Annotated in this window: 19 protein-coding genes; 8 read left to right on the top strand and 11 right to left on the bottom strand. The window is 70.6% G+C overall.

Annotated elements, in window-relative coordinates; translation table 11 throughout:
* Positions 1-180: 180 nt before the first annotated feature.
* Genes FB561_RS38900 through FB561_RS00350 form a run of 3 tightly spaced genes read left to right on the top strand, consistent with a single transcriptional unit; the run spans position 181 to position 3,168 of the window.
* On the top strand, positions 181-1,305 hold the full coding sequence (locus FB561_RS38900) for a resuscitation-promoting factor (RefSeq protein ID WP_145801570.1): 1,125 nt from the start codon (positions 181-183) through the stop codon (positions 1,303-1,305).
* 30 nt (positions 1,306-1,335) lie between these two features.
* Positions 1,336-2,229 (top strand): 16S rRNA (adenine(1518)-N(6)/adenine(1519)-N(6))-dimethyltransferase RsmA, encoded by an 894-nt coding sequence (rsmA, locus tag FB561_RS00355; RefSeq protein ID WP_145801562.1) that lies wholly within the window; start codon positions 1,336-1,338, stop codon positions 2,227-2,229.
* Between the two features lie 3 nt (positions 2,230-2,232).
* On the top strand, positions 2,233-3,168 hold the full coding sequence (locus FB561_RS00350; protein ID WP_145801553.1) for a 4-(cytidine 5'-diphospho)-2-C-methyl-D-erythritol kinase: 936 nt from the start codon (positions 2,233-2,235) through the stop codon (positions 3,166-3,168).
* Positions 3,169-3,526: 358 nt separating this feature from the next.
* Here the strand turns inward: FB561_RS00350 and FB561_RS00345 are convergent, their stop codons facing one another.
* From FB561_RS00345 to FB561_RS00330, 4 genes are all read right to left on the bottom strand, one after another.
* Complete coding sequence (locus FB561_RS00345) at positions 3,527-6,658, bottom strand: AfsR/SARP family transcriptional regulator (RefSeq protein ID WP_145801538.1); 3,132 nt, start codon at positions 6,656-6,658, stop codon at positions 3,527-3,529.
* A 140-nt stretch (positions 6,659-6,798) separates the two neighbouring features.
* Positions 6,799-7,176, bottom strand: coding sequence for an avidin-fold protein (locus FB561_RS00340; protein ID WP_170284541.1), 378 nt, complete (start codon positions 7,174-7,176; stop codon positions 6,799-6,801).
* An 8-nt stretch (positions 7,177-7,184) separates the two neighbouring features.
* Complete coding sequence (locus tag FB561_RS00335) at positions 7,185-8,549, bottom strand: class I tRNA ligase family protein (protein WP_145801519.1); 1,365 nt, start codon at positions 8,547-8,549, stop codon at positions 7,185-7,187.
* A 182-nt stretch (positions 8,550-8,731) separates the two neighbouring features.
* A complete protein-coding gene (locus FB561_RS00330) occupies positions 8,732-10,054 on the bottom strand; it encodes a circularly permuted type 2 ATP-grasp protein (RefSeq protein WP_145801511.1) in 1,323 nt (440 codons plus the stop codon).
* 277 nt (positions 10,055-10,331) lie between these two features.
* Here FB561_RS00330 and FB561_RS00325 point away from each other — a divergent pair, with 277 nt between their 5' ends.
* Positions 10,332-12,248: a GTP-binding protein gene (locus FB561_RS00325; RefSeq protein WP_145801503.1), complete on the top strand. Its 1,917-nt coding sequence runs from the start codon at positions 10,332-10,334 to the stop codon at positions 12,246-12,248.
* 136 nt (positions 12,249-12,384) lie between these two features.
* Here FB561_RS00325 and FB561_RS00320 read toward each other — a convergent pair whose 3' ends face one another.
* Positions 12,385-13,173: a DinB family protein gene (locus FB561_RS00320; protein WP_145801495.1), complete on the bottom strand. Its 789-nt coding sequence runs from the start codon at positions 13,171-13,173 to the stop codon at positions 12,385-12,387.
* Between the two features lie 58 nt (positions 13,174-13,231).
* Between FB561_RS00320 and FB561_RS00315 the strand changes: the two genes are divergently transcribed.
* On the top strand, positions 13,232-13,960 hold the full coding sequence (locus FB561_RS00315) for a transporter substrate-binding domain-containing protein (protein WP_145801487.1): 729 nt from the start codon (positions 13,232-13,234) through the stop codon (positions 13,958-13,960).
* Positions 13,961-14,028: 68 nt separating this feature from the next.
* On the top strand, positions 14,029-15,870 hold the full coding sequence (locus tag FB561_RS00310) for an ABC-F family ATP-binding cassette domain-containing protein (protein WP_145801479.1): 1,842 nt from the start codon (positions 14,029-14,031) through the stop codon (positions 15,868-15,870).
* Between the two features lie 458 nt (positions 15,871-16,328).
* Here FB561_RS00310 and FB561_RS00305 read toward each other — a convergent pair whose 3' ends face one another.
* Entirely contained in the window at positions 16,329-16,826 is a 498-nt protein-coding gene (locus tag FB561_RS00305) for a MarR family winged helix-turn-helix transcriptional regulator (protein ID WP_145801472.1), read from the bottom strand.
* A 95-nt stretch (positions 16,827-16,921) separates the two neighbouring features.
* On the opposite strand from FB561_RS00305, the gene FB561_RS00300 reads away from it, so the two are divergent.
* Together FB561_RS00300 and FB561_RS00295 are read left to right on the top strand one after the other, a co-directional pair.
* Positions 16,922-17,710, top strand: a complete 789-nt coding sequence (locus tag FB561_RS00300; RefSeq protein ID WP_145801464.1) for a methyltransferase domain-containing protein — start codon at positions 16,922-16,924, stop codon at positions 17,708-17,710.
* On the top strand, positions 17,710-18,057 hold the full coding sequence (locus FB561_RS00295; protein WP_145801457.1) for a VOC family protein: 348 nt from the start codon (positions 17,710-17,712) through the stop codon (positions 18,055-18,057). The genes FB561_RS00300 and FB561_RS00295 overlap by 1 nt, the downstream gene beginning before the upstream one ends.
* Before the next feature lie 22 nt (positions 18,058-18,079).
* Here the strand turns inward: FB561_RS00295 and FB561_RS00290 are convergent, their stop codons facing one another.
* The 5 genes from FB561_RS00290 to FB561_RS00270 form a co-directional block, all read right to left on the bottom strand.
* Entirely contained in the window at positions 18,080-20,539 is a 2,460-nt protein-coding gene (locus FB561_RS00290) for an ABC transporter permease (protein ID WP_145801448.1), read from the bottom strand.
* 2 nt (positions 20,540-20,541) lie between these two features.
* Entirely contained in the window at positions 20,542-21,321 is a 780-nt protein-coding gene (locus FB561_RS00285; RefSeq protein WP_145801441.1) for an ABC transporter ATP-binding protein, read from the bottom strand.
* Positions 21,322-21,593: 272 nt separating this feature from the next.
* Positions 21,594-22,268 carry a response regulator transcription factor gene (locus FB561_RS00280; RefSeq protein WP_145801433.1) on the bottom strand — a complete coding sequence of 225 codons (675 nt, stop codon included), beginning with the start codon at positions 22,266-22,268 and terminating at the stop codon, positions 21,594-21,596.
* Positions 22,265-23,446 (bottom strand): sensor histidine kinase, encoded by a 1,182-nt coding sequence (locus FB561_RS00275; protein WP_145801425.1) that lies wholly within the window; start codon positions 23,444-23,446, stop codon positions 22,265-22,267. Before FB561_RS00275 ends, FB561_RS00280 begins: the two co-directional genes overlap by 4 nt.
* 183 nt (positions 23,447-23,629) lie before the next feature.
* The gene (locus FB561_RS00270) at positions 23,630-24,271 is read right to left on the bottom strand and encodes a TetR/AcrR family transcriptional regulator (protein ID WP_145801417.1); all 642 of its coding nucleotides are present in this window, start codon (positions 24,269-24,271) and stop codon (positions 23,630-23,632) included.
* Position 24,272: the final 1 nt, after the last annotated feature.

Genomic DNA, 24,272 nt, shown 5'->3' with positions numbered 1-24,272 from the left:
GATTGGCGCTGTCGCGACTTCTTCGTTACTGTCCCGTGATGTTGGCCGGGATCGGGGAAGGTTCCGGATGGCGCGCCCCTCGGCGGAGACCGTGGTTTCCGGCCCCTCGTGGCCCGGCTCCTGCGGCGTCCGCCAGCGCTGTCCAGCCCCGTGCCCGGGTAGCCCTACCTGGGAGCATGAGTGCGTAAGTCCATCATCGCGGCCGTCGGCGTGACGGCGGCGTTCGCCGTCGTGGGCGGCAGTGTGGCCTATGCCAGCAAGAGCAAGAACGTGAGTCTGTCGATCGACGGGCAGGTGCAGAAGGTGCACACCTTCGGCTCCACCGTCGGGGATGCGCTGAAGGCGAGCAACATCCAGGTCGGTGAGCGCGACCTGGTCGCCCCCGCCGTCGACACCAAGCTCAAGGACGGTCAGGAGATCGCGGTGCAGTACGGCCGCCAGCTGACCGTCACCGCCGACGGCACCAAGAAGAGCTTCTGGACCACCCAGGACAGCGTCAGCGAGGCGCTGACCGACCTGGGTCTGCGCTACGACGGCGCCGCGCTGTCGACCAGCCGGAGCGCGCCGATCGGGCGCGAGGGTCTGAACCTGGTGGTGAACACCCCGAAGACGGTGCAGTTCGTCCGGCAGGGCAAGGTCGTGTCGGTGCAGTCGATGGCCGGTACGGTCGGCGAGGCGCTGACCGGGGCCAAGGTCGGCTACGACAAGGACGACCGGATCACCCCCGCGGTGACCACCGCGCTGAAGCCGGGCGTGAACCGGATCACCGTGGTCAAGGTCGACGTCAAGAAGGTCACCAAGACCGAGTCGATCGCCTTCGAGAAGGTGGAGACCAAGTCCGCCGCCCTGCTCGTGGGCGACACCAAGACCACCACCAAGGGCACCGCCGGCAAGAAGTCCGTCGACTACGTGCTCACCTACCTGGACGGCAAGCTGGTCAGCACCAAGCTGCTCGCCACCAAGGTGGTCGCGCAGCCGGTCGACGAGAAGGTCACCGTCGGCACCAAGCCGAAGCCGGAGCCGACCGAGACCGCCACCTCCGAGGAGGAGCCGGCCGTCGGGAACACCGGCGCCTGGGACCGGATCGCCGAGTGCGAGTCGGGCGGCAACTGGTCGACCAACACCGGCAACGGGTACTACGGCGGTCTGCAGTTCAGCCACCAGACCTGGGTCGCGTACGGCGGCGACAAGTACGCCAGCAACGCCCACCTGGCGAGCAAGGCGCAGCAGATCGCGATCGCCGAGAAGGTGCGCGCCGCTCGCGGCGGGTACGGCGACTGGCCGGTCTGCGGCAAGCGTGCCTGAGCGAAGCACCGGGCCTGCCACACTGAGCGTGTGACCAGCGCCGATTCCTCCACTTCCGCCGGACCGAGGCTCCTCGGTCCGGCGGAAGTGCGTTCACTGGCCGCGTCGCTCGGGCTCCGCCCGACCAAGCAACGCGGCCAGAACTTCGTCATCGACCCGAACACGGTCCGCCGGATCGTCCGGGCCGCCGAGCTCGACCCGGCCGGCGAGCACGTCCTCGAGGTCGGACCCGGGCTCGGCTCGCTCACGTTGGCGCTGCTGGCCGAGGGACACCGGGTCACCGCGGTCGAGATCGACCCGCTGCTGGCCGGAAAGCTGCCCTCGACGATCGCGGAGTACGCCCCGGGTCAGGCGGACCGGTTCGCCGTGGTCGAGGCCGACGCGGTCGTCGTCGAGGCGGCCGCGCTGGGTGCGCCGACCGCCTGCGTGGCCAACCTGCCGTACAACGTGGCCGTGCCGGTGCTGCTCCACCTGCTGCGGATCTGCCCCTCGCTCGACCACGGCCTCGTCATGGTCCAGGCCGAGGTGGCCGACCGGCTCGCGGCGCCCCCCGGCTCCCGGACCTACGGCGTACCGTCCGCCAAGGCCGCCTGGTACGCCGATGTCCGCCGCGCCGGGCCGATCGGGCGGAACGTGTTCTGGCCGGCGCCGAACGTGGACTCCGGCCTGGTCGCGTTCACCCGGCGCGAACCGCCGAGCACGAGCGCCTCGCGGGAAGAGGTGTTCGCGGTGATCGAGGCGGCGTTCTCGCAGCGTCGCAAGACGATTCGCTCGGCGCTGGCCCGCTGGACCCCGGACCGCGCCGAGCTGGACGAGGTCCTCGCCGCGGCCGGGGTGGACCCGACCGTGCGCGGCGAGATGCTGGCCATCGAGGAGTTCGCCGCGCTGGCCGGGGCCAAGCACGCCGCCGGGACGAAGCACTAACCTGTGCCCGTGCCACCATCAGCCCAGGTCACGGTCCGGTCGCCGGCCAAGATCAATCTCGGTCTGTCCGTCGGTCCGCCGCGCCCGGACGGCTTCCACCCGCTCGCCACGGTGTACCAGGCGGTGGCGTTGTACGACGATGTCACCGCGACCGTCCGGGACGACACCGACATCACCGTGGAGGTGGTCGGTGACTTCGCCGTCGACGTCCCCACCGACGACTCGAACCTCGCTGTCCGCGCGGCCCGGCTGCTGCAGTCGGAGTACGACGTCACCGAGGGCGTGGACCTGAGCATCCGCAAGACCATCCCGGTCGCGGGCGGGATGGCCGGTGGCTCGACCGACGCGGCCGCCACCCTGGTCGCCTGCAACCGGCTCTGGGGTCTGCAGCTGTCGCAGTCGGAGCTGCAGCACCTCGCCGCCGAGCTGGGCAGCGACGTGCCGTTCTGCCTGGTCGGCCACACCGCGCTCGGCCAGGGCCGCGGCGAGCAGGTCACCGAGGTGATGTCGCGCGGCACGTTCCACTGGGTCTTCGCGGTCGCCGACGGCGGCCTGTCCACGCCCGCGGTGTACTCCGAGCTCGACAAGCTGCGGCCGCTCCGCCGGGTCGAGCCGCCGGAGGTCAGCCCGGCCCTGTTGTCCGCGTTGCTGTCCGGCAAGGCGGCCGCGTTGGCTGTTGCGCTGAGCAACGACCTGCAGGCGGCGGCGCTGTCGCTACGACCCGAGCTGGGTGGCGTGCTGCAGTTCGGCCTGGACCAAGGCGCGTTGGCGGCGATGATCTCCGGGTCGGGGCCCACCTGCCTGTTCCTCGCCGCGGACAGCCGACGCGCGGTAGACCTCGCCGTCGAACTAGCCGAGTCCGGCCTGTGCCGAATGGTCCGCCAGGCGGAAGGCCCGGTCCCCGGCGCCCGCATCCTCCCAGCCCCCATCACCCGCTAGCCCCACCCACCCCCTCCCCCCGCCCGCCCCCGCCTGGCCCCGGCCGGCCCTGGCCTGGCCCCCGCCCGCGCCCGGCCCCCCGCGCCCGCCTGGCCCCCGCCTGGCCCTGGCCGGCCCTGGCCCGGGATCTCGTGGGTTAACCCTTGCGATGGATGCTTGGCCCACCAGAATCCGATGGGCCAAGCATCAACCTCGTGGGTCAACCCACGAGACGCCGCGGGAGGGGCCGCGGGAGGGGCCGCGGGAGGGGCCGGGGGAGACGCCGCGGAGACGCTGGGGGAGGCGCCGGGGGAGACGCCGCGGAGGCGCTGCGGGAGGCGCCGCGGGAGGCGCCTCAGGAGGCGCTGCGGGAGGCGCCTCAGGAGGCGCTGCGGGAGATGCGTGCCAGGATCTGGTGGGAGCGGGCGGTGTGGATGGGGGCTCCGGCTTCCTCGTGCAGTGTGATGGCCTGCTCGGCCTCGGTCCGCGCCTCGGCGAGGTTCCCTGCCGCGTGTCGGGCGGCGGCGAGCTGGGAGCGCGCGGTCCCTTCCAGGATGCGCATCTCCAGCGTCTCGAAGACGGCCACCGCGCGCTCCGCGTGCTCGACGGCCGCGGCCGGATCGCCGGCCACCAGCTCGAGCTGGGACAGCCCGACCGACGCCCGTACCTCCACCTCGGCCGACTTCGTCTGCCGCGCCAGGACCAGCCCGGCGTGGTAACTGTCGGCGGCCTCGGCGTACCGCGCCAGCTCGACGAGCGCGTCGCCGAGCGTCGTCCGGAGGTGGGCCTCCGTCATCGGGTCCTGCACCTCGATCGCCAGCGCCACCCCCTGCAACGCCGCCGCCTCCGCCGCCTCGAACTCGCCCCGGTCCCGGTGGATCGTCGCCAGCGCCTCCAGCGACTGGGCCACGTCCCGCGGATCGCCGAGCCGCTCGACCGCCTCGAGCTCGATCGTCATCGCCGCCAGCGCCTCGTCCAGCAGGCCGAGCGACTGCTGGGCGACCGCCATCGTGTGCAGCGTCGAGGACTCGCCCGGACCGACGCCGAGGTCCGCCTGCAACTGCCTGGCCTCGGTGGCCGCGGCCAGCGACTCCCGCGGCCGGCCGAGCTGGTGCAGGATCGCGGCCAAATTGCCGAGCGTCATCGCGGTCTGGTGCTGCAGGCCCGCTTCCTTCGCCGCCTCGTACGCCTGGCGGCAGTAGTCGTAAGCGACGCTGACCCGGCCCATGAAGGCGGTCGAGATGCCCAGGCTGTTCAGCGCGCTGATCTCGCCGGTCCGGTCGCCGATCCGGCGGAACCAGCGGGCGGCCTCGAGCAGGTCGGCCTCGCTGTCCTCCAACCGGCCGAGGCTCGCGTACAGGCTGCCGCGGGACCGGTACATCGAACCGGTCGCCCGCGGATCGCCCGCCTCCAGCGCGACCTCCAGCCCGGTCGTCACCACCTCGCGCCAGTCGGCGATGTGGCCGTCGGCCTCCAACGGACCGCGCAGCAGGTCGGCGAGATGCCAGGTGTACTCCGGCCGCCCGGCGCGCGCTGACACGGCGGCGACCAGGTTCACCTGCTCGGCGGCCAGCCAGGTCCGCGCCTCGGCCGGGGTGAGTTCGGCGAGTCCGGCGTCGGCCACGACCGGCAAGGACGGCAACCGGATCTTGCGTGGAGCGATGGCCTGGGACGCCGCGTTCAACCGGATCAGGTAATCCACCAGGAGCCGATCGAGGGCCGCCGATCGCTCGGGATCAGCGGCGCCGTGCTCCTCCGCGTAGAGCCGGAGCAGATCGTGGAACTGGAACCGGCCGGGCTGATGCTCCTGGACCAGGTTCGCCGCGGCCAGCGCACCGAGGACGGCCTCGGCCTCGTCCACCGGTCGATCGAGCAGGACAGCCGCCGCGTCCCCGTTGAAGTCCGGCCCCGGGACCACGCCCAGCAGCCGGAACAACCGCGACGTCTCCGCATCCAGGCTCCGGTACGACTGCTCGAACGCGTTCCGTACCGCGGCCTGCGGGTCACCGAACACCGCGAGCTTGCTGAGCCTGTTCCCCGACCGCAGATCGGCCAGGTACCGCGCGGGATCGGTCCCGGGCCTGGCCGCGAGATTGGACGCCGCGATCCGCAGAGCCAGCGGGAGGTGCCCGCAGAGCCGGGCCAGCTCCTCCGCCTCGCTCCGGTCGAGCACCGTGGACCCCAGCAAGGCGGCCACGAGTGCGGCCGACTCGTCCGGGGCGAGCTGGTCGAGCGGGACACTCTGGCCACCCGCCAACGCGATCAGCCCGGCCAGCGAATTCCGGCTGGTGATGAGCACCGCGCTACCGGCCGATCCGGGCAGCAGCGGCCGGACCTGGTCCGCCTTGCCCGCGTCGTCGAGCACGATCAGCACCTGCCGATCGGCGAGCCTCGACCGCAGCAACGCGGCCCGCGCGTCCAGGCCATCCGGTACCGCGGTGGTCGCGAGCCCGGTGTTCACGAGGAGCTCGGCGAGGACGGCGTACGGGTCGCGCGGGTGCTCGCCGGCGCCTGCGAGCCCGACGTACCACTGGCCGTCGGGGAACGCGGAACGCAGGCGATGGCCGACCCGGATCGCGAGGGCGGACTTGCCGGCGCCGGGTGGGCCGGACAACGCGACGATCGGGATGCCGAGGTCCGGGTCCGTGAGCAGCTTCTCCACTCGGCTGACCAGTTGCTCGCGGCCCGTGAAATCCGCGACCTCCAACGGGAGCTGCCGGTGCACGGGCCAGGCCGGCTGCGGTTCGGGCAGGTCGGGCGCGTCGAGGGACTCCGAGCCGGCCAGGATCGCTTGCTGCAGGTCGCGGAGTTCCTTGCCTGGTTCGATTCCGAGGTCGTCGACCAGCTGCCGCCGGGCCGCGTCGTACGCCGACAACGCGGCGGCGCGCCGGCCACTGCGATGGAGGGCGAGCATCAACTGGGCCCAGAGCCGCTCGCGCAACGGGTGGTCGGCGGTCAGCGCGCGGAGCTCGGGGACGAGCTGGGCGTCCAGGCCGACCCGGAGCTCGGCGTCGATCCGGCGTTCGACGACGCTCAGCCTGCGTTCGACCAGCGCGGGCAGCTCGAGCCGCTCCAGCGCTTCCGACCCCGTGTCGCCGAGCGGGTCGTCGCCCCACAACGCGATGGCCTGCTGCAACAGGTCGGCCTCGGCCCGCGGATCCTGCTCGGCCACCCGGTCGGCCTTCGCGACCAGGTCCTCGAACTCGGCGAGGTCCAGCTGATCCGGCCCGGCCTCGATCAGGTACCCACCGGCGCGGCTCTGCACGATCGCGCCGTCCTCGCCGAGCGCGGCCCGCAGCCGGTTCACGTAGGTCTGCAGCGCGCCCCGCTCGTCCACGGGCAGGTCCTCGCCCCAGACCCGCTCGGCGAGCTGGGCGACCGACACCGGCCGGCCCGCGCGCAACAACAGGACGGCCAGCAGGGCCCGTGGCTTGCGGGCAAGCACCAGCGGGACACCGTCCCGCTCGATCCCGACCTGCCGCAGCACGAAGAACCGCAAGTTGTCCGCCAAGCCGGCTCCCGGGCTTGCTCCGATGAAGCCCCCATCGTAGGGGGCGGACCTGCACCACTCATCAACCAGGCCGCGGCGGAGCCAATAGGGGCCCTGGGCCCGGAATCCCCCGGTTGGTGAGTGGTGGCGGTCCGGCGGCGCTAGGGGAGTGCGGCGTGCTGGATGGTGGTCGGGTCGGCCGGTGCGAGTGAGGGGTCGACCTCCTCGATCACGGAGACACCGGTGGAGCCGTCGAGGCGGTGCCAGTTCTCGGTCAGGGTGAGGACGCCGTCGGCGGTTCGGCCCGGCACACTGCGGACCTCGCCGGCCGTGACCTCGCCGGTCGCGGTCAGCTGGCAGTAGGTGGCCGTGATCGTGCCGGTCTCGTCGCAGGTCCCGACCAGCCGGCCGTAGTGCAGCCGCCCGCCCCCGAACTCGGCCCAGATCAGCGTGCCGTTCTGGTGGTACCGCCCGGTCGGTGCGCCGGGCGGATTGCCGATCGGGCGGAAGATGCGGCCGTCGTAGTTCGGAACGTCCATGGCGTTCGTCACCGCCCGGTCAGGATCGACAGCAGCATCTCGGCCCCGGGCGCGCTCGCCGCCAACCCGGTCAGCATCGCCCGGACCGCCAGCGCCGGGTCGAACCCGCGCGGCTTCAACGCGGCGACCCCGCGGACCACGTCGGCCTCCGCGAGCACCGGCGGGACGTCGGTCACCACCGGCGGCTCGCCCGACTTGCCGAGCAACGGCCGCACGTACGCCTCGAACTCGCGGTACGCCGACAGGGTGAAGTCACTGGCGAACCGGTCCGGCCGGTCCCAGGCGAGGTAGAGCCGGACGATGTCGACGTCCTCGTCACCGAGGAAGTCGTTCGCCCAGATCGCGTGGTTCCGGCTGGTCGAGAACTTCTCCCCGTCCAGGGTGTAGAACTCGTTCACCTGCGCCCCGCCGATCGCCTCGGGCGGGACCCCGGCCGCCAGGTACACGGCCGGCCAGAACAGCGCGAAGTAGAACCCGTTGTCGATCCCGTTGAAGTGCCACAGCGCCCCGACCTCGGACCAGGCCGCGGTGATGTCGTCGAGCCCGAGTGCCCCGGGACGCAGCGACTGCGCGACCCCGTGCAACGTGCTCAGCCCGACCTCGGCGTACACCTCGAGCCGCAGCCCGTCGTGCGGACCGGTGCCGGCCAGCCCCCAGTTCGTCGGGTACGCGATCGGGACGTCGGGGAGCCGGTTCTCCAGGTAGTGCGTGACGATCTGGCGGGCGCGATCGGGCAGCTCGGCCCGCAGCCAGACCTCGACGAGTTCCTGCCGGTAGTCCTCCATCGGCAACACCGGCACGGTCGCCTGGAACGGCCGCGGTGCGCCGCCGCAGCGGTTGCAGCGGGGATTCACCAGGTTCTCGGCCGACGTGTAGCCGCCGCATCCCTCGCAGCCACCGCCGGCCGCTTCCGAGCCGCACCACGCGCACTCGCCGACGACGTACGACTGGTGCAGGGTCCGGTCGCAGTCCGAGCAGGCGAGCAGGGTGAGCTCGCGCATCGGGAACTTGCCGGCCCGGGTCAGGTCGGCGGCGAGCGCGGTCACCCCGGTCTGGTACTGCGAGCTCTGCGGGTCGAGGAACACGTCGTACCGGATCCGGGCCGCCGTCAACGCGGCCACGATCTCCTCGCGGAACGACGCGGCCAGCTTCTCCACGTCGACGCCCTCACGTTCGGCCCGGGTGAGCACCCAGTTCTGGTGGACGTCGAACCCGGCCGTCGTCACCACCCGCTCACCGCGGGCCCGGGCGGCGCGGGCGGCGATGTCGGCCGCGAGGTACGGCCCGGAGAGGTGGCCGACGTGCATCGGCCCGTTCGCGGTGGCCGGCGGGACGACGACGACGGTGACTCCGGTCTTCGTTGCTGCGCACATGACGACTCCTGTCCGAAGGGGCGGCCGGCGGAAGTACGGCCCGGTGACTTGTTCGCACCGGGCCGGTCGCAGTGCGCGACGTTACTCCCGTGGCCGAACCCTCAGCCAGACGGAAAACCCTTGCATAGCGGGGATTCCGGCCGTCTTTGGCAAACGGTCGTTTGACCTCTGTCCCGGGCCGGTCAGACCTGGTGGAAACAGCAGGTCGCGGTCGCGCCGGTGGCCATGTTCACGACGCCGCCGTCGAGCTCCTGCGAGCCCCGGATCAGGAACCCGCCGAGGCCGCCGGCGACCAGGAACGCGCCCCAGGTGAGCAGCCACTGCTCGGTCCCGTCGTCGGTCGGGAACACCTCCGGAACCGGCCGGATCCGCCGCTGCAGGACCCACGGGTTGTCCATCGCCTCGTCGAGCCGGGCCGCCCACGCCTCCGCGTCGGTCTGCCAGCCGAGCAGGACGCCTTCGCCGCCGTGCAATGCGGTCGGCTTCAGCACCAACTCCTCACGGTTCGCCAGCGCGTACTCGCGCAGGTCCACCTGCTCGCCGTCCACGGTGACCTTGCCGCTGCGGACCATCCGGGTCCACGGCAGGATCCGGTCGAGCGCGGCGAGCTCGTCCGCGGGGTACCGGTCCCGGTACGCCTCGTCGGACAGCAGGGCCAGCGCGCCCTTGCTGCCGTAGAGCTCGGCGTCCAGCGGCGTGAAGATGGCGACGTGGCCGCGTTCGGAGGCCTGCAGGACGGGTTCGAGCAGTTCGACCGCGCCGGGCTTGAGGACGTCCTCGATCATGAACAACCGGAACACGACGTCGATCGCCCGGTCGCCGAGCCAGATCCGGTCGTCGCGGTACTCCAGCGCGTCCACCGGGCACGGCAGCGCGTCGATCCCGAGCGGCGCGAGCATCTCGGCGCTCTTGTGCAGCTGGCGTTCGAGGTCGGGGTAGCTGTCCGGGAAGTCGGCGATCGCCATCACCGGCCGGACCCCGGTCGGTACCTTCGCCTCGGTCAGGATGGTGCGGACCACCTCGGTCATCGTCTCGGCGTGGGTGAGGTCGTTGGCCGCGACGAAGTCGGCGATGAACGGGTGCTCGAGCATGGCCGCGTTCAGGACCGGGTTGTCGACGCCGCCGACGGTACTGCCGAGGTTGATCTCGAGCAGGTGGAAGCCGTTCTCGTCGCGGTACATGTCCGCCCGGCCCATCCGGCTCGGCGCCGGACCACGGCCGCGGGTGATCGCGCCGACCTGGGTCTCGGTCATCCCGACGGTCCGGGCGAACTCGGCCAGGTCGCCACCGAACAGCCGCTCGGGCAGCCGGGTGAGCGCGGAGTACAGCAGGTCGAGGTCCGCGCTGAGCCGGCGGTACGTCTCGGCCTCGAGGAAGGTCGGGCGGCTCAGACACCGGCCCAGGTACGTGGTGGCGTCGAGCTTGGGGGCCGCCGCCGACAGAATCGCACCGGCTTTCGGGCCGCGTTCGGCGGCTGCCGCGAGATAGTCGTCCGTGAGTGACATCGGAGCTCCTTGGATGCTCTCCCCGGCGCCCGAAATCCCTTGATCCGCGAAGTTCGAGCAAGACTTGGGCCGCCGTGGGGCGCAGGTTACTGGCCGTCGGCAGGTCTGGACATGCGTCAGACGGAAGTCGAGGGAAATCCGGCTGCGCGACAGAAAACCCGGCGCTACCATCGACAAACGTTTGTTCGGTTCCGTCCGAGTCCGAAGGAGACCCGCATGCGCCGCCGCTCGATCCACCCCGTTGCCACCCCCTGGATCGAGCTTCGGACGAGGACCTTTGAACACACTGACGATGGGAATCCTGGCGCATGTCGACGCCGGTAAGACCAGCCTGACCGAACGGCTGCTGCACGCCGCCGGGGTCGTCGACCGGATCGGCCGGGTCGACGACGGCGACACCCGCACCGACTCGATGGACCTGGAGCGCCGGCGCGGGATCACGATCCGTTCGGCGGTCGTGTCGTTCGAACTGGCCGGTGCGACGATCAACCTGATCGACACCCCCGGACACTCGGACTTCATCGCCGAGGTCGAGCGCGCCCTGTCCGTCCTGGACGGCGCCGTCCTGGTGATCTCCGCGGTCGAGGGGGTCCAGGTCCAGACGAGACTGCTGCTGCGCACCCTGACCCGGCTGCGCATCCCGACCCTGCTGTTCGTGAACAAGATCGACCGGATGGGCGCCCGGTACGACAGCCTGCTGGCCGACATCCGCCGCCTGCTCACGGTGGACGCGGTCCCGGTCGCGGCCGTGGCCGAGTTGGGGACGCGGGCCGCGAGGACCGTACCGTTCGCCGCGGACGATCGGCGAATCACGGAAGCGCTTGCCGAACGCAACGACGAGTTCCTGGTCCGGTATCTCGACGAAACGGTGACTGTGGAGTCGTGCCGGGCCGAGCTGGCTCGGCAGACCGCGGCGTCGCTGGTCCGGCCGGTGTACTTCGGGTCGGCGATGACCGGTGAAGGTGTTGCCGAGCTGATCGACGGGATCGTGGAACTGTTGCCTCGCGCAACTGGATCGGCGGCGGATCCGTTGCAGGGTTCGGTTTTCAAGGTCGAGCGTGGGTCGGCGGGGGAGAAGATCGCCTCGGCTCGACTGTTCGGTGGGACGTTGCGGGCGCGGGAGGAGATCGCGGTGCATCGCGGCGCCACGCAGTACTCGGCGAAACCGACGTCGGTGCAGGTCTTCGAACGCGGTGGAACGCGACCCGTCGCCTGCGCTCCCGCGGGTCGCATCGTGGCGTTGCGGGGCATCAAGGAGATCCAGATCGGCGACCAACTGGGCCGGCCCGGTCCTGGGGGAGGCGGGCTGTTCGCACCGCCGACGCTGGAGACCGTGGTCCAGGCGAAGGACCGGGGGAAGCTGTACCAGGCGTTGGTGCAGCTGGCCGAGCAGGATCCGCTGATCCAGGTCCGCAAGGACGAGGAGATCTCGGTGAGCCTGTACGGCGAGGTCCAGAAAGAGGTGATCGCGTCGCTGCTGGAGTCCGAGTACGGAGTGGCGGTCACCTTCTCGCAGACGCGGCCGATCCACGTGGAGCGGGTCGACGGGGTGGGGTCGGCGCATCGGGAGATCGGTGCTTCGGACAACCCGTGGCTTGCCGAGGTTGGCTTCTTGGTGGAGCCGGGGGCGGTTGGTACAGGGCTGGAGTACCGGGTGGAGGTCGAGGTGGGGGACATGCCGCGCGCGCTCCATACGGCGATCGAGGAGACAGTACGGCAGACGGTGAAGCAGGGGCCGTTCGGCTGGGAGGTCACCGATCTGCGGGTCACCGTCACGCACACAGGCTTCGCGCCGCCGGCGACTTCCGCGTCCGACTTTCGCCGATTGGTGCCGCCGGTGTTGCTGGGTGCGTTGGAGCAGGCGGGTACGACGGTCCACGAGCCGGTCGATCGGTTCGAGCTGGAGGTACCGGTGGATGCCGTTGCGGGCGTGGTGGCGAAGCTGGCGGAATCGACGGCGGTGGTGGACGCGAGCGAGGTGATGGGAGACCAGGCGAACCTGGCCGGCCGCATCCCGGTGGCGAGGCTGAACGCCTTCGAGTCGAGCCTCCCTGGGCTCACGCATGGCGAGGGCGTTCTGCAGACAACCTTCGCCGCGTATCAACCGGTCGTCGGCGAGCCGCCAGTCCGAGCCAGGACCGACGGCGACCCGCTGAACCAGAAGGCGTACCTGCTGTATCTCAACCAGCTCTGACAGACGGGTTCGGGGGATCAGCGTGCGTCTCGACAGGAGGTGGTTGGTGGTTGAGGTGGAGGAGGCGCCTGGCCCGGGCGGGGAGTGGCGCGGGTTGGTGACTACCTCCTGTCGACCTGCACGGTTCTGGCCCGCTTTACCGGGCCTCCAGCGCCTGAAGGTCTCGTACTGCGTAGCGGTGGTGTTCTATTTCTTCTTCCAGGAGGACTGCCAGGCATTCGGCGACTGGGCGGTCGCCTTCGGGGTAGCCCGGGGCCGGCGGCCGATCGCACAGTCGGCCGAGGTCCGCATCCTTCAGGTCCACCATGATCGTGCGTACCACCGCTCGCCGGCTGTCCAACGCCTCCAGCACCTCCGTCCACGTCGGAGCTGCGTTCACGTCGATTCCCAGTGCGGCAGCGTCAGCCTGCGGGTACCAGCTCTGGGGAAGGCCGATCGGGTGGTACGGGCGCGGCTCGTCGAGGACGGTTCGGCTGACCCAGGCGTCGGTGATGAAGATCAGGTGGCGCAGGGTTTCCGCGATCGACCACTCGCCGTCCACGCGTTCGTGCCGTACCTCTTCCGGCAGGCGTTCGGCTCGCTTGATCGTCCCGCTCCACAGGTCCTCGACCGTCGACCACAGGGCCTTGAAATCGTCTGCGCCGCGGAGTTCGCCGAGTCGCGCTCGTTCGGGGTGGCGGCGGTGGAGTTCGGTACTGACGTAGTCGGTGACGTCGATGCCGTTGACGACCAGGTGCTGGACGTAGCCGGAGATGTCGACGTTGACGAGGACGCCGTCGACGATCTTCACGTCGGTCAGGTCGCAGTCCACGAAGCGGCTGCCGGTGAGATCGTGGACGGTGAAGTTCGCGCCGCGGTACTGGTCGGTGTGGTCGCTGTCGTACTCGCCCGCCGAGAACCGGTGCGGACCGAACTGTGCCGTCATCCGCGCCATTCTCGTCGCCGGACCCAGTACCGACAAGCGCTCGTCTAGGCTCCCGACCATGACCACCCCCACCGTTGCCATCGCCAAGGACCTCGCGCCCGAAGGCGTCCTCCGCGTCTCGATCAACCTCGGCAACCCGGTCCTCGCTCAAGGCACTCCGCAGGCCCCGGCCGGCGTCACGGTCGACATCGCCCGCGAACTCGCGCGCCGCCTCGACCTCCCCGTCGAGTTCCACTGCTTCGACGCCGCCCGCAAATCGTTCGAGGCGATGAGGGAGGGCCAGGCCGACCTCTGCTTCCTCGCGATCGAACCGGCCCGCGAAGGCGAGGTCGCGTTCACGGCGCCGTACGTGGTGATCGAGGGCGTGTTCGCGGTCCGGCGTGATTCGGCGATCACGAGCCCGGCGGAGGCGGATCGCGAGGGAGTACGGATCGGGGTGAAGCAGGGCTCGGCGTACGACCTGTACCTGACGCGGACCTTCGAGCACGCGACGCTGGTCCGGGGGAGCGACGGGACCGACGTCTTCGAGACGGACGGGCTGGACGTGGCGGCTGGGATCCGTCAGCCGATCACGGCGTACGTGGCGGAGCACCCGGAACTGCGGGTGATCGAGGAGCGGTTCATGCAGATCCGCCAGGCGGTCGGTACGACGAAGACGCGCACGCCGGAGACGGTCCAGTACCTGCGGGGCGTCGTGGAGGAGTTGAAGGCGAGCGGTTTCATCGCCGAGTCACTCCAGCGCTCCGGGCGACCCGACGCGGCGGTCGCCCCGGCCGAGGAGATCTGAGCACGCCGTCCCATCCACCAACCACGCCGCGCCGCCTCCTCGGAGCTGACCGGTACCCTGGGCCGGTCATGGCAACTTCTCCTGCACCCAATCTCGTCAACCTGGAAGCCGTTTCGAAGGGCTTCGGTACCCGGATCCTGCTCGACCGTGTGAGCCTCGGCGTCGGCCGGGGGGAGCGGGTGGGCGTGGTCGGGCGGAACGGCGACGGCAAGTCCACTCTGCTCCAGGTGATCGCTCGGCGTGAGGAGCCGGATTCCGGCCGGATCACGCACAACCGGGACCTGCGGATCGGGTATCTCGGCCAGAGCGACGACCTCGATCCGGACGCGACGGTGCTGCACGCGGTGCTCGGGGAGGTCGAGACCTATACCTGGGCGGCTGACCCGCGGGCTCGGTCCGTGATGGAGCACCTGCTCGGTGGGGTCGATCACGGCGCGCTGATCAAGACGCTGAGTGGCGGTGAGCGGCGCCGGGCGTCCCTGGCGCGGCTGCTCCTGACCGAGGTCGATCTGCTGATCCTCGACGAGCCCACGAACCATCTCGACATCGAGGCGGTGAACTGGCTGGCCGAGCACGTGGTCGACCGGGCGGCCGCGTTGATCGTGGTGACGCACGACCGGTGGTTCCTGGACGCCGTCTGCACCGACACCTGGGAGGTCCAGGGCGGCCGCGTCTCGTCGTACGACGGTGGATACGCCGCGTACGTGCTGGCGAAGGCGGAGCGTTCGCGGGCCGAGCAGGTGATGGAGACCAAGCGGCAGAACCTGCTGCGCAAGGAGCTCGCCTGGTTGCGGCGGGGGGCGCCGGCCCGGACGTCGAAGCCGAAGTTCCGGATCGACGCGGCGAACCAGCTGATCGAGAACGAGCCGGCGCCGCGGGACAAGCTCGCGTTGTCGCAGCTGGCGACGTCGCGGCTCGGCAAGGACGTGTTCGACGCGGAGGACGTGAGCCTGGCGTTCGGTGATCGGGTGATGCTCGACCACGTCACGTTCCGGCTCGGCCCGGCCGACCGGATCGGGCTGCTCGGGCCGAACGGGGCCGGCAAGACCACGTTCCTCAAGGTCCTGACCGGGCAGCTCGCGCCGGACTCGGGCCAGGTCAAGCAGGGCAAGACGGTCCGGATCGCGAACCTCTCGCAGTCGCTGGAGGAGATCGACGGCGGCGCGACGGTGCTCGCGCACATCACCGACATCCGGCGGACCGCGGCGCTGGCCGGGCGAGGCGGGGAGCTGACCTCGTCGCAGTTGCTGGAGCGGTTCGGGTTCACCGGTGACCGGCTGACGACGCGGATCGGCGATCTGTCCGGTGGTGAGCGGCGCCGGTTGCAGCTGCTGCGGATCCTGCTGGACGAGCCGAACGTGCTGATCCTGGACGAGCCGACCAACGACCTCGACGTCGAGACCCTGACGGTGCTGGAGGACTTCCTCGACAGCTGGCCGGGGGTCGTCGTGGTCGTCACCCACGACCGGTACTTCCTCGAGCGGGTCAGCGACATGGTCTACGCGATCATGGGCGACGGCCGGGTCCGGCATCTGCCGCGCGGCGTCGAGCAGTACCTGGACGAGCTCGAGGACGGTACCGCGGCGGCAGCCCGGGCAGCGCGACGACCGGCCGCGCGGACTACGGCGCCTGCCGCTGACCCAGAGACGGTCGCCCCGCCGCAAAGCGAGTCGGCCGACGCGAAGCCGGTCGATCCGGCGGTCGCCCGGGCGGCGAAGAAGGAGCTGAACCGGATCGAGCGGCAGCTCAGCAAGCTGGGCGCGTCGGAGGCGAAGCTGCACGACCAGCTCGCCGCGAACGCCAGCGACTACGCGCGGCTGGCCGAGCTCGACGCCGAACTGCGCAAGCTGACCGAAGAACGCGAGGAGTTGGAAAGCGCTTGGCTGGAAGCGGCCGAGCGAGCGGAATAGCCGCGCGAATTCGCCCTGTATACATGATCAAATCTCAGGCTTCTCCGCAGGCCCCAGGAGGGTGCTGAAACTGAGTCGCGGCGCACCCTCCGATCCCCTGTGATTGGGAGGGTACGCCGCGGCTGCCGGGTGAGCGGGCCCCGTCGGCCGGCGTTGTCCGAGCCCCGAGCCTCGGACACCATCGACCGGTTCGGCGGACCACCTCTCGCCGCCGAAGCCACTGAGATTGACGTTTGTGTAGTCGGTTCCGCACCGACAGTGAGGACCCTAGTGTCCGGTTCGACCCAGTGTCGATAGCCGTCGGCTACAGCAGTCTCACGATCTTGTTGCAACTAGCAACGAACGCCGAGCTATTAAGTGACGGGTCGTCTTTTCGGATTATTCCGGCACAATTCCACGGCGAACTCAGTACCTGTGGAAAACTGTTTCTGCACGTGCAAAACGAGCCTGTGGAAAAGTCAGTGTTTTTCCTGGTCGAACGGTCCGACCAGTTCGCGCAGAACCTTCGCGATCCGGGCCTGGTCCCGCTCGCTGATCGCGCCGAGCAGGGTTCGCTCGTGGGCGAGCAGGTCGGCCATCGCCGCGTCCACCGCGTCCCGGCCGGCGTCGGTCAGCTGGACCAGGACGCCCCGGCGGTCGGCCGGATCCGGTAGCCGCTCGACCAGCCCGCGCGCCGCGAGCCGGTCCACCCGGTTCGTCATCGTCCCCGAGGTCACCAGGGTCTCCTTGAGCAGCCGGCCGGGGGACAGCCGGTACGGAGCGCCCGCCCGCCGGAGCGCCGCGAGCACGTCGAACTCCCACGACTCCAGCCCGTGCGTCGAGAACGCCTGGCTCCGGGCCCGGTCCAGGTGGCGCGCCAGCCGGGTGACCCGGGACAGCACCTCCATCGGAGCCACGTCGAGGTCGGGCCGTTCCCGGCGCCAGGCCTCGATCAGCCGGTCGACCTCGTCTCTCATGTCTCCGAGGTTAGGCGATCAAGACTCTTGACATCAAGACAACTCGCGTGAGTAAAGTATCTCGACATCAAGAGATCTTCGTCGAGGGAGCGGGTATGCGATCGTCGCCGGTGTGGAGTCCGGAGCAGTACGGCAAGTACGCCGATGAGCGGGGCCGCCCGTTCGCCGACCTGGTCCGCCGGGTCGGTGCCGAGGAGCCGGCCGTCGTCGTCGACCTCGGCTGTGGGCCGGGCAGTCTGACCGCGACCCTGCTGGACCGGTGGCCGGCCGCGTCCGTGCACGGCGTCGACTCGTCGCCCGCGATGATCGCCGAGGCGGAGAAGCTGGCCGCGGACCGGCTCACGTTCGAGGTCGCGGATCTGCGCGAGTGGTCGGCGCCGGCCGGGTCGATCGACGTGATCGTCACCAACGCGACCCTGCAGTGGATCCCCGAACAGCTCGACCTGCTGCCCACCTTCGTCGAGGCGGTCAAGCCGGGCGGCTGGCTCGCGATCCAGATCCCCGGCAACGGCGACGCCCCCTCGCACGCGATCCTGCGCGAACTGGCCAACACCGCCCCGTACGCGGAGTACGCCGCTGAGCGGTCGCTGCGAGCCGAGGTGCCGAGCCCGGCCACGTACATCGACGTACTGAGCGGGCTGGGGTGCTCGGTGGACGCGTGGGAGACGACCTACAACCACCTGCTGCCCGGCGACAACGCGGTGCTCGAATGGGTCAAGGGGACGGGCGCCCGGCCGGTACTGCAGTCGCTGCCGGATGACTTGCGCCAGCGGTTCGAGGCGGAGTACGGCGCTCGGCTGGCGGAGGCGTACCCGCGGCGGGAGTACGGCACGTTGCTGCGGTTCCGGCGGATCTTCGCGGTCGCGCACAAGGCGGAGAGCTGATGCGGCTCGATCACGTCCAGGTGTCTTGCCCGCCTGGCGGCGAGGACGTGGCGCGGGCGTTCTACCGTGACGCGCTGGGGATGACCGAAGTGGAGAAGCCGCCGTTGCTCGCTGCCCGGGGCGGCTGCTGGTTCCGCGCCGGGGAGGCGGAGATCCATGTCGGGGTCGAGCAGGACTTCCGGCCCGCGCGGAAGGCGCATCCGGCGTTTCAGGTGGACGACCTGGACGTCTTGGCCGACAAGCTCGCCGGGCTCGGCTTCCCGGTGACGTGGGACAACGACACGATCCCGGGCCGTCGGCGCTTCCACACCGCCGACGGCCACGGGAACCGCGTCGAGCTCGTCTGACGACGAGGTGGCCGGTGTCAGCTCATTCGCTGGCGAGGGCTCCGGCCGGGGCGACCTTGGCCGCGCGCCGGGCCGGCAGGACCGAGGCGAGCAGCCCGGCCACCGCGGCGACCAGCGCGATCGTGACGAGCAGCCCACCCGGTACGGCGTACTGCACCTGACCGCCGGTCTGGGCGCCCATCAGGGCGGCCGTCCCGGTCCAGCCGTAGACCAGGCCGAGCACGATCCCGAGACCGGCCGCGACCAGGGCCATCAGCAACGACTCGACCGCGAGCATGCCGCGCAGTTGCCGCCGGGTCAGCCCCATCGCGCGGAGCAACGCGTTCTCCCGGGTGCGCTCGAGGACCGACAGGCTGAGCGTGTTCCCGACGCCGACCAGCGCGATCAGCACCGAGACCCCGAGCAGACCGACCGCGACCGCGAGCAGGACGTCGAAGATCTTCGTGTACGCACTGCGCTCGGCCAAGCCGCCGGACACCGACAGCTCCTTCACCGACGGGATCGACTGCTGGACCGACTCGATCACCGCCGGACCGTCGGCCTTCGGATCGGTGGCCAGCCAGTACCCGGACACCCCGGCGGACGGGGCCAGCTTCGCCAGGTCGGTCTGGGTCAGCGTGAACGGCTCCAGCCCGGTCGCCCGGTACGCCTGCAGGGTGAGCTTGTTCTGACCGGCGACCAAGGTGACGGTCGAGCCGTCCTTCAGATCGAGCATGTTCATCGTGTTCCGGTCGAGCAGCGCGACCCCTGGCTTGAGCTTGTCGGTCAGCTCGGGGTTGTGCACGACGGCGGGCGCCTTGGCCTGGTCGAGCGCGGTGAGGTCGAGCTCCTGCTGGCCGGACTTCACCTCGAGGGTTCGGACCGGGACGACCTCGGTGACGCCCTTGAGGTCGCGGAGCTGCTGCTCGGCGCCGGCGGGCATCTTCTCCTGGTATGCGGTCACCATCAGGTCGACCGGGTACTCGCTGTCCATCGTGACGTCGAACGTCTTGCGGACCGAGGCGATCCCGACACAGGTCAGGCTGATCAGCGTCACCCCGATCAGCAGCGCGGACGTGGTCGCGGCGGTGCGCTTCGGGTTGCGGACCGCGTTGCCGACCGCGATCCGGGCCGGCACACCGCCCTTGCGCGACGGCAGCAGGCCGAGCAGCCGGACCAGCGCGGGCACCAGCAGCGAACCGATCGCCAGGACGCCGAGGAAGGAGATCACGCCACCGCCGACACCGACGATGACCTGGTTCGTCATGGCACTTGCCGCCAGCAACAAACCGCCACCGGCGAGCAGCAGGAAGCCGAGGATCAGCCGGACGGCACCCGCCTTGGACGCCGCCACCGGAGCCGCGTCCGGCCGCAGCGCGGCCAGCGGAGCCACCTTGGTCGCGCGGCGCGCCGGTACAACGGCGGCGGCGATCGTGGCGACCGTCCCTAGCAGCAGCGGGAGGACCACGGACACCAGGTCGAGGTGGAGAGCGACCGGCGGGATCCCCCAGTCGAACTCCTGGGCCAGCCGCAGCCCGAGTGCCGACAACGCGACGCCGAACACGACCCCGATCGCGGACGCGACCAGGCCGACCACGGACGCCTCGGCCAGGACCGACGAGAACACCTGGCGCCGGGACGCCCCGACGCAGCGGAGCAACGCCATCTCGCGGGTGCGCTGGGCGATCACGATGGTGAAGGTGTTGGCGATCACCAGGCAGGCGACGAACAACGCGATCACGGCGAACATGCCGAACACGCCACCGAGGACGTCGATCCCGTTGGTGAACCCCTGGACCTCGTGCTCGATCCAGGCCGCACCCGTGAACGTCTCCAGGCCCTTGCCGAGCACGGGCGTGATGGCGGTGACCAGGTCGGCCTGGCTGACGCCGGGCTTCGCGGCGACCTTCACCGCGCTGATGTAGCCCTCCGGCTCGAAGATCTTGACCGACTGGGCGGTGGCGACCGCGTGCGACGGGCCGACCGTCTTGCTGTCGTCGAGCAGGCCGACGACGGTGACGGTCCAGCGCTTCTCGTCGTACGAGGACAGGGTGAGTTTGCTGCCGATGCCGACCTTGTTCTTCTCGGCCTCCTTGGCCGGGAGCGCGATCTCCAGGGTGCCGGCCGGCAGTCGGCCCTGGGTCGTCGTCGGCCCGGCGATCCGGGAGGTGTCGTACAGCGCGGAGACGGCGAGGTAGTCCGGGCGGACCTTGCCGGCCCAGGAGACCTGCAGGAACGCGGACGTGTCGATCACCGCGGACGCGACCTGCGGGACCTTGCGGATCGCCTCCGCGTCCTTGACCTGGACCGACTCGTTGTCGCCGATCACGACGGCGTCGACGCCGGCGTTCGCCTTGCCGATGGTCTCGTCGATTCCGTGCGACGCCGACGCGTGCGCGGTCATCGCCAGGGTGCCGAAGCCGACCCCCAGCACGATCGCCAGACAGGCGGCGACCAGGCGGCCCAGGTGGGCGCGCAGCGAGGACAGGATGGAGCGGCGCACGGTCAGGCTCCCAGCTGCCGCAGGGCGTCCAGCACCGTCTCCGGTGTCGGCTCGAACAGCTCACCGGCGAGCCGGCCGTCCGCCAGCATCACCACCCGGTCGGCGTACGACGCCGCGAGTGGGTCGTGGGTCACCATCACCACGGTCTGGCCGAACTCGCGGACCGAGCGGCGGAGGAACCCGAGCACCTCGGCGCCGGAGCGGGAGTCCAGGTTGCCGGTCGGCTCGTCGGCGAACACCACCTCGGGCCGGCCGACGAGGGCGCGGGCGACGGCGACGCGCTGCTGCTGGCCGCCGGACAGCTCGGACGGACGGTGGGTCAGCCGGTCACCCAGACCGAGGACCTGGACGAGCGTGTCCAGCCATTCCTTGTCGGGCTTGCGGTTGCCGAGCTCCAGTGGGAGCAGGATGTTGTCCTTCGCCGACATCATCGGCAACAGGTTGAACGACTGGAAGACGAACCCGATCCGGTCCCGGCGGATCCGGGTCAGCTCGTTGTCGGGCAACTGGGTCAGCTCGGTCTCGCCGAGCAGCACCTGGCCCGCGGTCGGGGTGTCGAGGCCGGCCAGGCAGTGCATCAACGTCGACTTGCCGGACCCGGACGGGCCCATGATCGCGGTGAACCGGCCGACCCCGAAGTCGACGGACACTCCGTCGAGCGCGGCCACCGCGGTGTCGCCCTGCCCGTACACCTTGCGCAACTCGTGCGCCCGGATCGCGGTCCGCGGCGCGGCGTCCTGCGGCAGACGACCGAGCGGCAGCTCACCGGTCTGGATGGTCATCGGTCTCCTCGAAGTCCCTCGGTGATGGGGCTGTCCCACCACCTTCCAAGAACCTAGTGAGAACGACCATGACCCGAATCGGACCTGAGACTGCACTCTCCGTACGACCTGGGTCGTACTAGGACCGCACCACCCTGGCCCAGTGGGTGATCACATACGCCGCACTGTCCGGCCCCGGCGGATCCCCACTCAACTCGGTCGACGTCTGCTTCGGCATCAGCAGGACGACCGCGACCGACCCGTCGCGCAGGTGGACGTTCAGGTGAAGGGGGTCAGGCGTGGGGTTTGACGAGGCCGGTCTCGTAGCCGAGGACGACCAGGGCGACCCGGTCGCGGAGGCCGGTCTTGGCGAGGATGCGGCCGATGTGGGTCTTGACCGTTGCCTCGGACAACGTGAAGAGCTGAGCGATCTCGGTGTTCGACAGGCCGCGGGCGACCTCGACCAGGACCTCGCGTTCGCGGGCGGTCAGGTCGCCTAGGTCGGGTTGCTCCTGCTCGCCGTCCGGGAGTGCGCCGGCGAAGTGTTCGAGCAGCCGCCGGGTGGTACTGGGGGAGACGACCGCGTCGCCGGAGTGCACCTGGCGGATCGCGCTGAGCAGGTCGGCCGGCGGGGTGTTCTTGAGCAGGAAGCCGGCCGCGCCCGCCTTGATCGCGGCGAACGCGTACTCGTCCAGGTCGAACGTGGTCAGCACGATCACCCTGGGGGCCTCAGGCAACGACTGGACCTGGCGGGTCGCCTCGACCCCGTCCAGCCGCGGCATCCGGACGTCCATCAGCACCACGTCCGCACCGGTCACCAGCAGCTTCTCCACCGCGTCGCCACCGTCGCCGGCCTGACCGACCACCCGCATGTCGGGCTGCGAGTCCACCAGCATCGTGAACCCGGCCCGGACCAGCTCCTGGTCGTCCACCAGGAAGACGCGGATCACGTCGTCGGTCTCGGTCACTGCTGGCCTCCAGGAAGGTTGTACGGCAGCCGGGCGACCACCTCGTAGCCGCCACCCGCCTTCGGTCCGGCGTTCACCGTACCGCCGGAGATCGAGGCGCGCTGCCGCATCCCGACCAGGCCGTGCCCCGGATCGGTGCTCGGCGCAACGGCCGCGCCCCGGCCGTCGTCGGTGACGACCACGGTCAGCATCTCGTGTCCGTAGTCCAGGGTGACGGAGGTCCGCGCTCCCGGGCCGGCGTGTTTCAGCGTGTTGGTCAGGCCTTCCTGGACGATCCGGTACGCCGTCAGCCCGAGCAGCGCGGGCAGGTTCCGGGGTTCGCCGCGCACCTCGTACGCCACGGTGAGCCCGGCGTCGCGGACGTTGTCGATCAGTTCCGGCAACGAGGAGACGCCGGGTTGCGGGCGCGGCTGGTTCGGATCGAGGTCCGGCTGGGTGTCCTGTTTGAGCAGGCCGAGCATCTTGCGCATCTCGGTCAGCGACGCGCGGCCGGTGTCGCCGATCGTGGCCAGCGCCTTCTTCGCCTGCTCGGGGGAGGCGTCCGCGGCGTACAGTCCGCCGTCGGCCTGGACGATCATGATCGACAACCCGTGCGCGACCACGTCGTGGATCTCCCGGGCGATCCGGGTCCGCTCGTTCGACACGGCCAGCGCGGCCTCGCGATCACGGTCCCGTTCGAGCTGGGCGGCGCGTTCCTCGAGTTGGGCGACGTACAGGCCGCGGGTGCGGCGGCGTTCACCGAAGGCCCAGACCCCGAAGACGAGGGCGCCGAGCGCGACCATCATGGTGACCTGCTGACGCCAGTCGCTGGTGCTCCAGTACCGGGACGTCGCCATCAGGACGCCGAGTCCGCCGATACCGAGCGCGATCCGGCTGTACCTGATCTCGCCGTAGACCGAGATCGTGTAGAGCGCGACCAGCAGGCCGACGTTGCCGGCCATCAGGTTCGCCCCGCCGAGCCACTGCAGCACCGCGACCGCGGCGACGCCGAAGAAGACCAGCTCGGGCCGGCTCCGGCGCCAGACCAGCGGGACCAGCATGCCGAGGCCGAGCACACCGGTCCAGTGTTCCTGCGCCAGTGACAGGAACCCGAAGAACATCGTCAGCCCGCCGGCCAGCAGCAGGTCGAACGCCTTGCTCCGGGCGGGCAGGGGCCGCGCGGCCAGGATCCCCGTCATGCGGGCCAGGGTACGGGGCCGCGATCGCCCGGAAGTCATGCCATGGGCGGATCCGGCGAGCCGGAGTGTCGTCCCACGGGCGGACTCCCAGCACTCCACAACCCGCTGTCGTCACGCTCGACTCCGGCGAGTCGGGCGGGGCGGCCCGGGCGCGGCCGAGGTTGGTGAGTGGTGCGCGTCCGGCTACTTGTGCGGGCGGGTCGAGAGGGTCGGTTTGGCCTCGAGGCCGGACAGGCCGTTCCAGGCCAGGTTGACCAGGTGGGCGGCGACGTCCTGCTTCTTCGGTTTGCGCGCGTCCAGCCACCACTGCCCGGTGAGCGCGACCATGCCGACCAGCATCTGCGCGTACATCGGGGCGTTCTTCGGATCCAGGCCGCGGCGCTTGAACTCCTCGGCCAGGATGTGTTCGACCCGGGTGCCGACGTCACTGAGGATCGAGATGAACGACCCGGTGGACGAGCCGACCGGGGAGTCGCGGACCAGGATCCGGAATCCGTCCGACGAGCTCTCGATGTAGTCCAGCAACGCGAGTGCCGCCTGCTCGACGAGTTCGTGCGCGCGGCCCGCGGTGAGCGATGCGGTGACCGTGTCGAGCAGGCTGCGGACCTCGCGGTCCACGACCACGGCGTACAGGCCTTCCTTGCCGCCGAAGTGTTCGTAGACGACCGGCTTGGAGACTTCGGCGCGCGCCGCGATCTCCTCCACCGACGTCGCCTCGTACCCCTTCTGGGCGAACAGGCCACGGGCGATGGTGATGAGTTGTTCGCGACGCTCCGCACTCGTCATCCGGATCCGGCCGGACCGCCGCGGTTTGGGTTCCGTCACG

Origin of the sequence: Kribbella amoyensis, assembly GCF_007828865.1 — a bacterium.
Lineage (GTDB): Bacteria > Actinomycetota > Actinomycetes > Propionibacteriales > Kribbellaceae > Kribbella > Kribbella amoyensis.
Note: the sequence above shows the minus strand (reverse complement) of the source record. Positions and strands in the feature narration are given on the sequence as shown.

Coding starts and splice junctions, on each gene's coding strand:
- FB561_RS00315 (WP_145801487.1), top strand. CDS start 13,232: ATGACCACCCCCACCGTTGCCATCGCCAAGGACCTCGCGCCCGAAGGC.
- FB561_RS00320 (WP_145801495.1), bottom strand. CDS start 13,173: ATGACGGCACAGTTCGGTCCGCACCGGTTCTCGGCGGGCGAGTACGAC.
- FB561_RS00340 (WP_170284541.1), bottom strand. CDS start 7,176: ATGGACGTTCCGAACTACGACGGCCGCATCTTCCGCCCGATCGGCAAT.
- FB561_RS00300 (WP_145801464.1), top strand. CDS start 16,922: ATGCGATCGTCGCCGGTGTGGAGTCCGGAGCAGTACGGCAAGTACGCC.
- FB561_RS00305 (WP_145801472.1), bottom strand. CDS start 16,826: ATGAGAGACGAGGTCGACCGGCTGATCGAGGCCTGGCGCCGGGAACGG.
- FB561_RS00275 (WP_145801425.1), bottom strand. CDS start 23,446: ATGACGGGGATCCTGGCCGCGCGGCCCCTGCCCGCCCGGAGCAAGGCG.
- FB561_RS00330 (WP_145801511.1), bottom strand. CDS start 10,054: ATGTCACTCACGGACGACTATCTCGCGGCAGCCGCCGAACGCGGCCCG.
- FB561_RS00295 (WP_145801457.1), top strand. CDS start 17,710: ATGCGGCTCGATCACGTCCAGGTGTCTTGCCCGCCTGGCGGCGAGGAC.
- FB561_RS00310 (WP_145801479.1), top strand. CDS start 14,029: ATGGCAACTTCTCCTGCACCCAATCTCGTCAACCTGGAAGCCGTTTCG.
- FB561_RS00335 (WP_145801519.1), bottom strand. CDS start 8,549: ATGTGCGCAGCAACGAAGACCGGAGTCACCGTCGTCGTCGTCCCGCCG.
- FB561_RS00285 (WP_145801441.1), bottom strand. CDS start 21,321: ATGACCATCCAGACCGGTGAGCTGCCGCTCGGTCGTCTGCCGCAGGAC.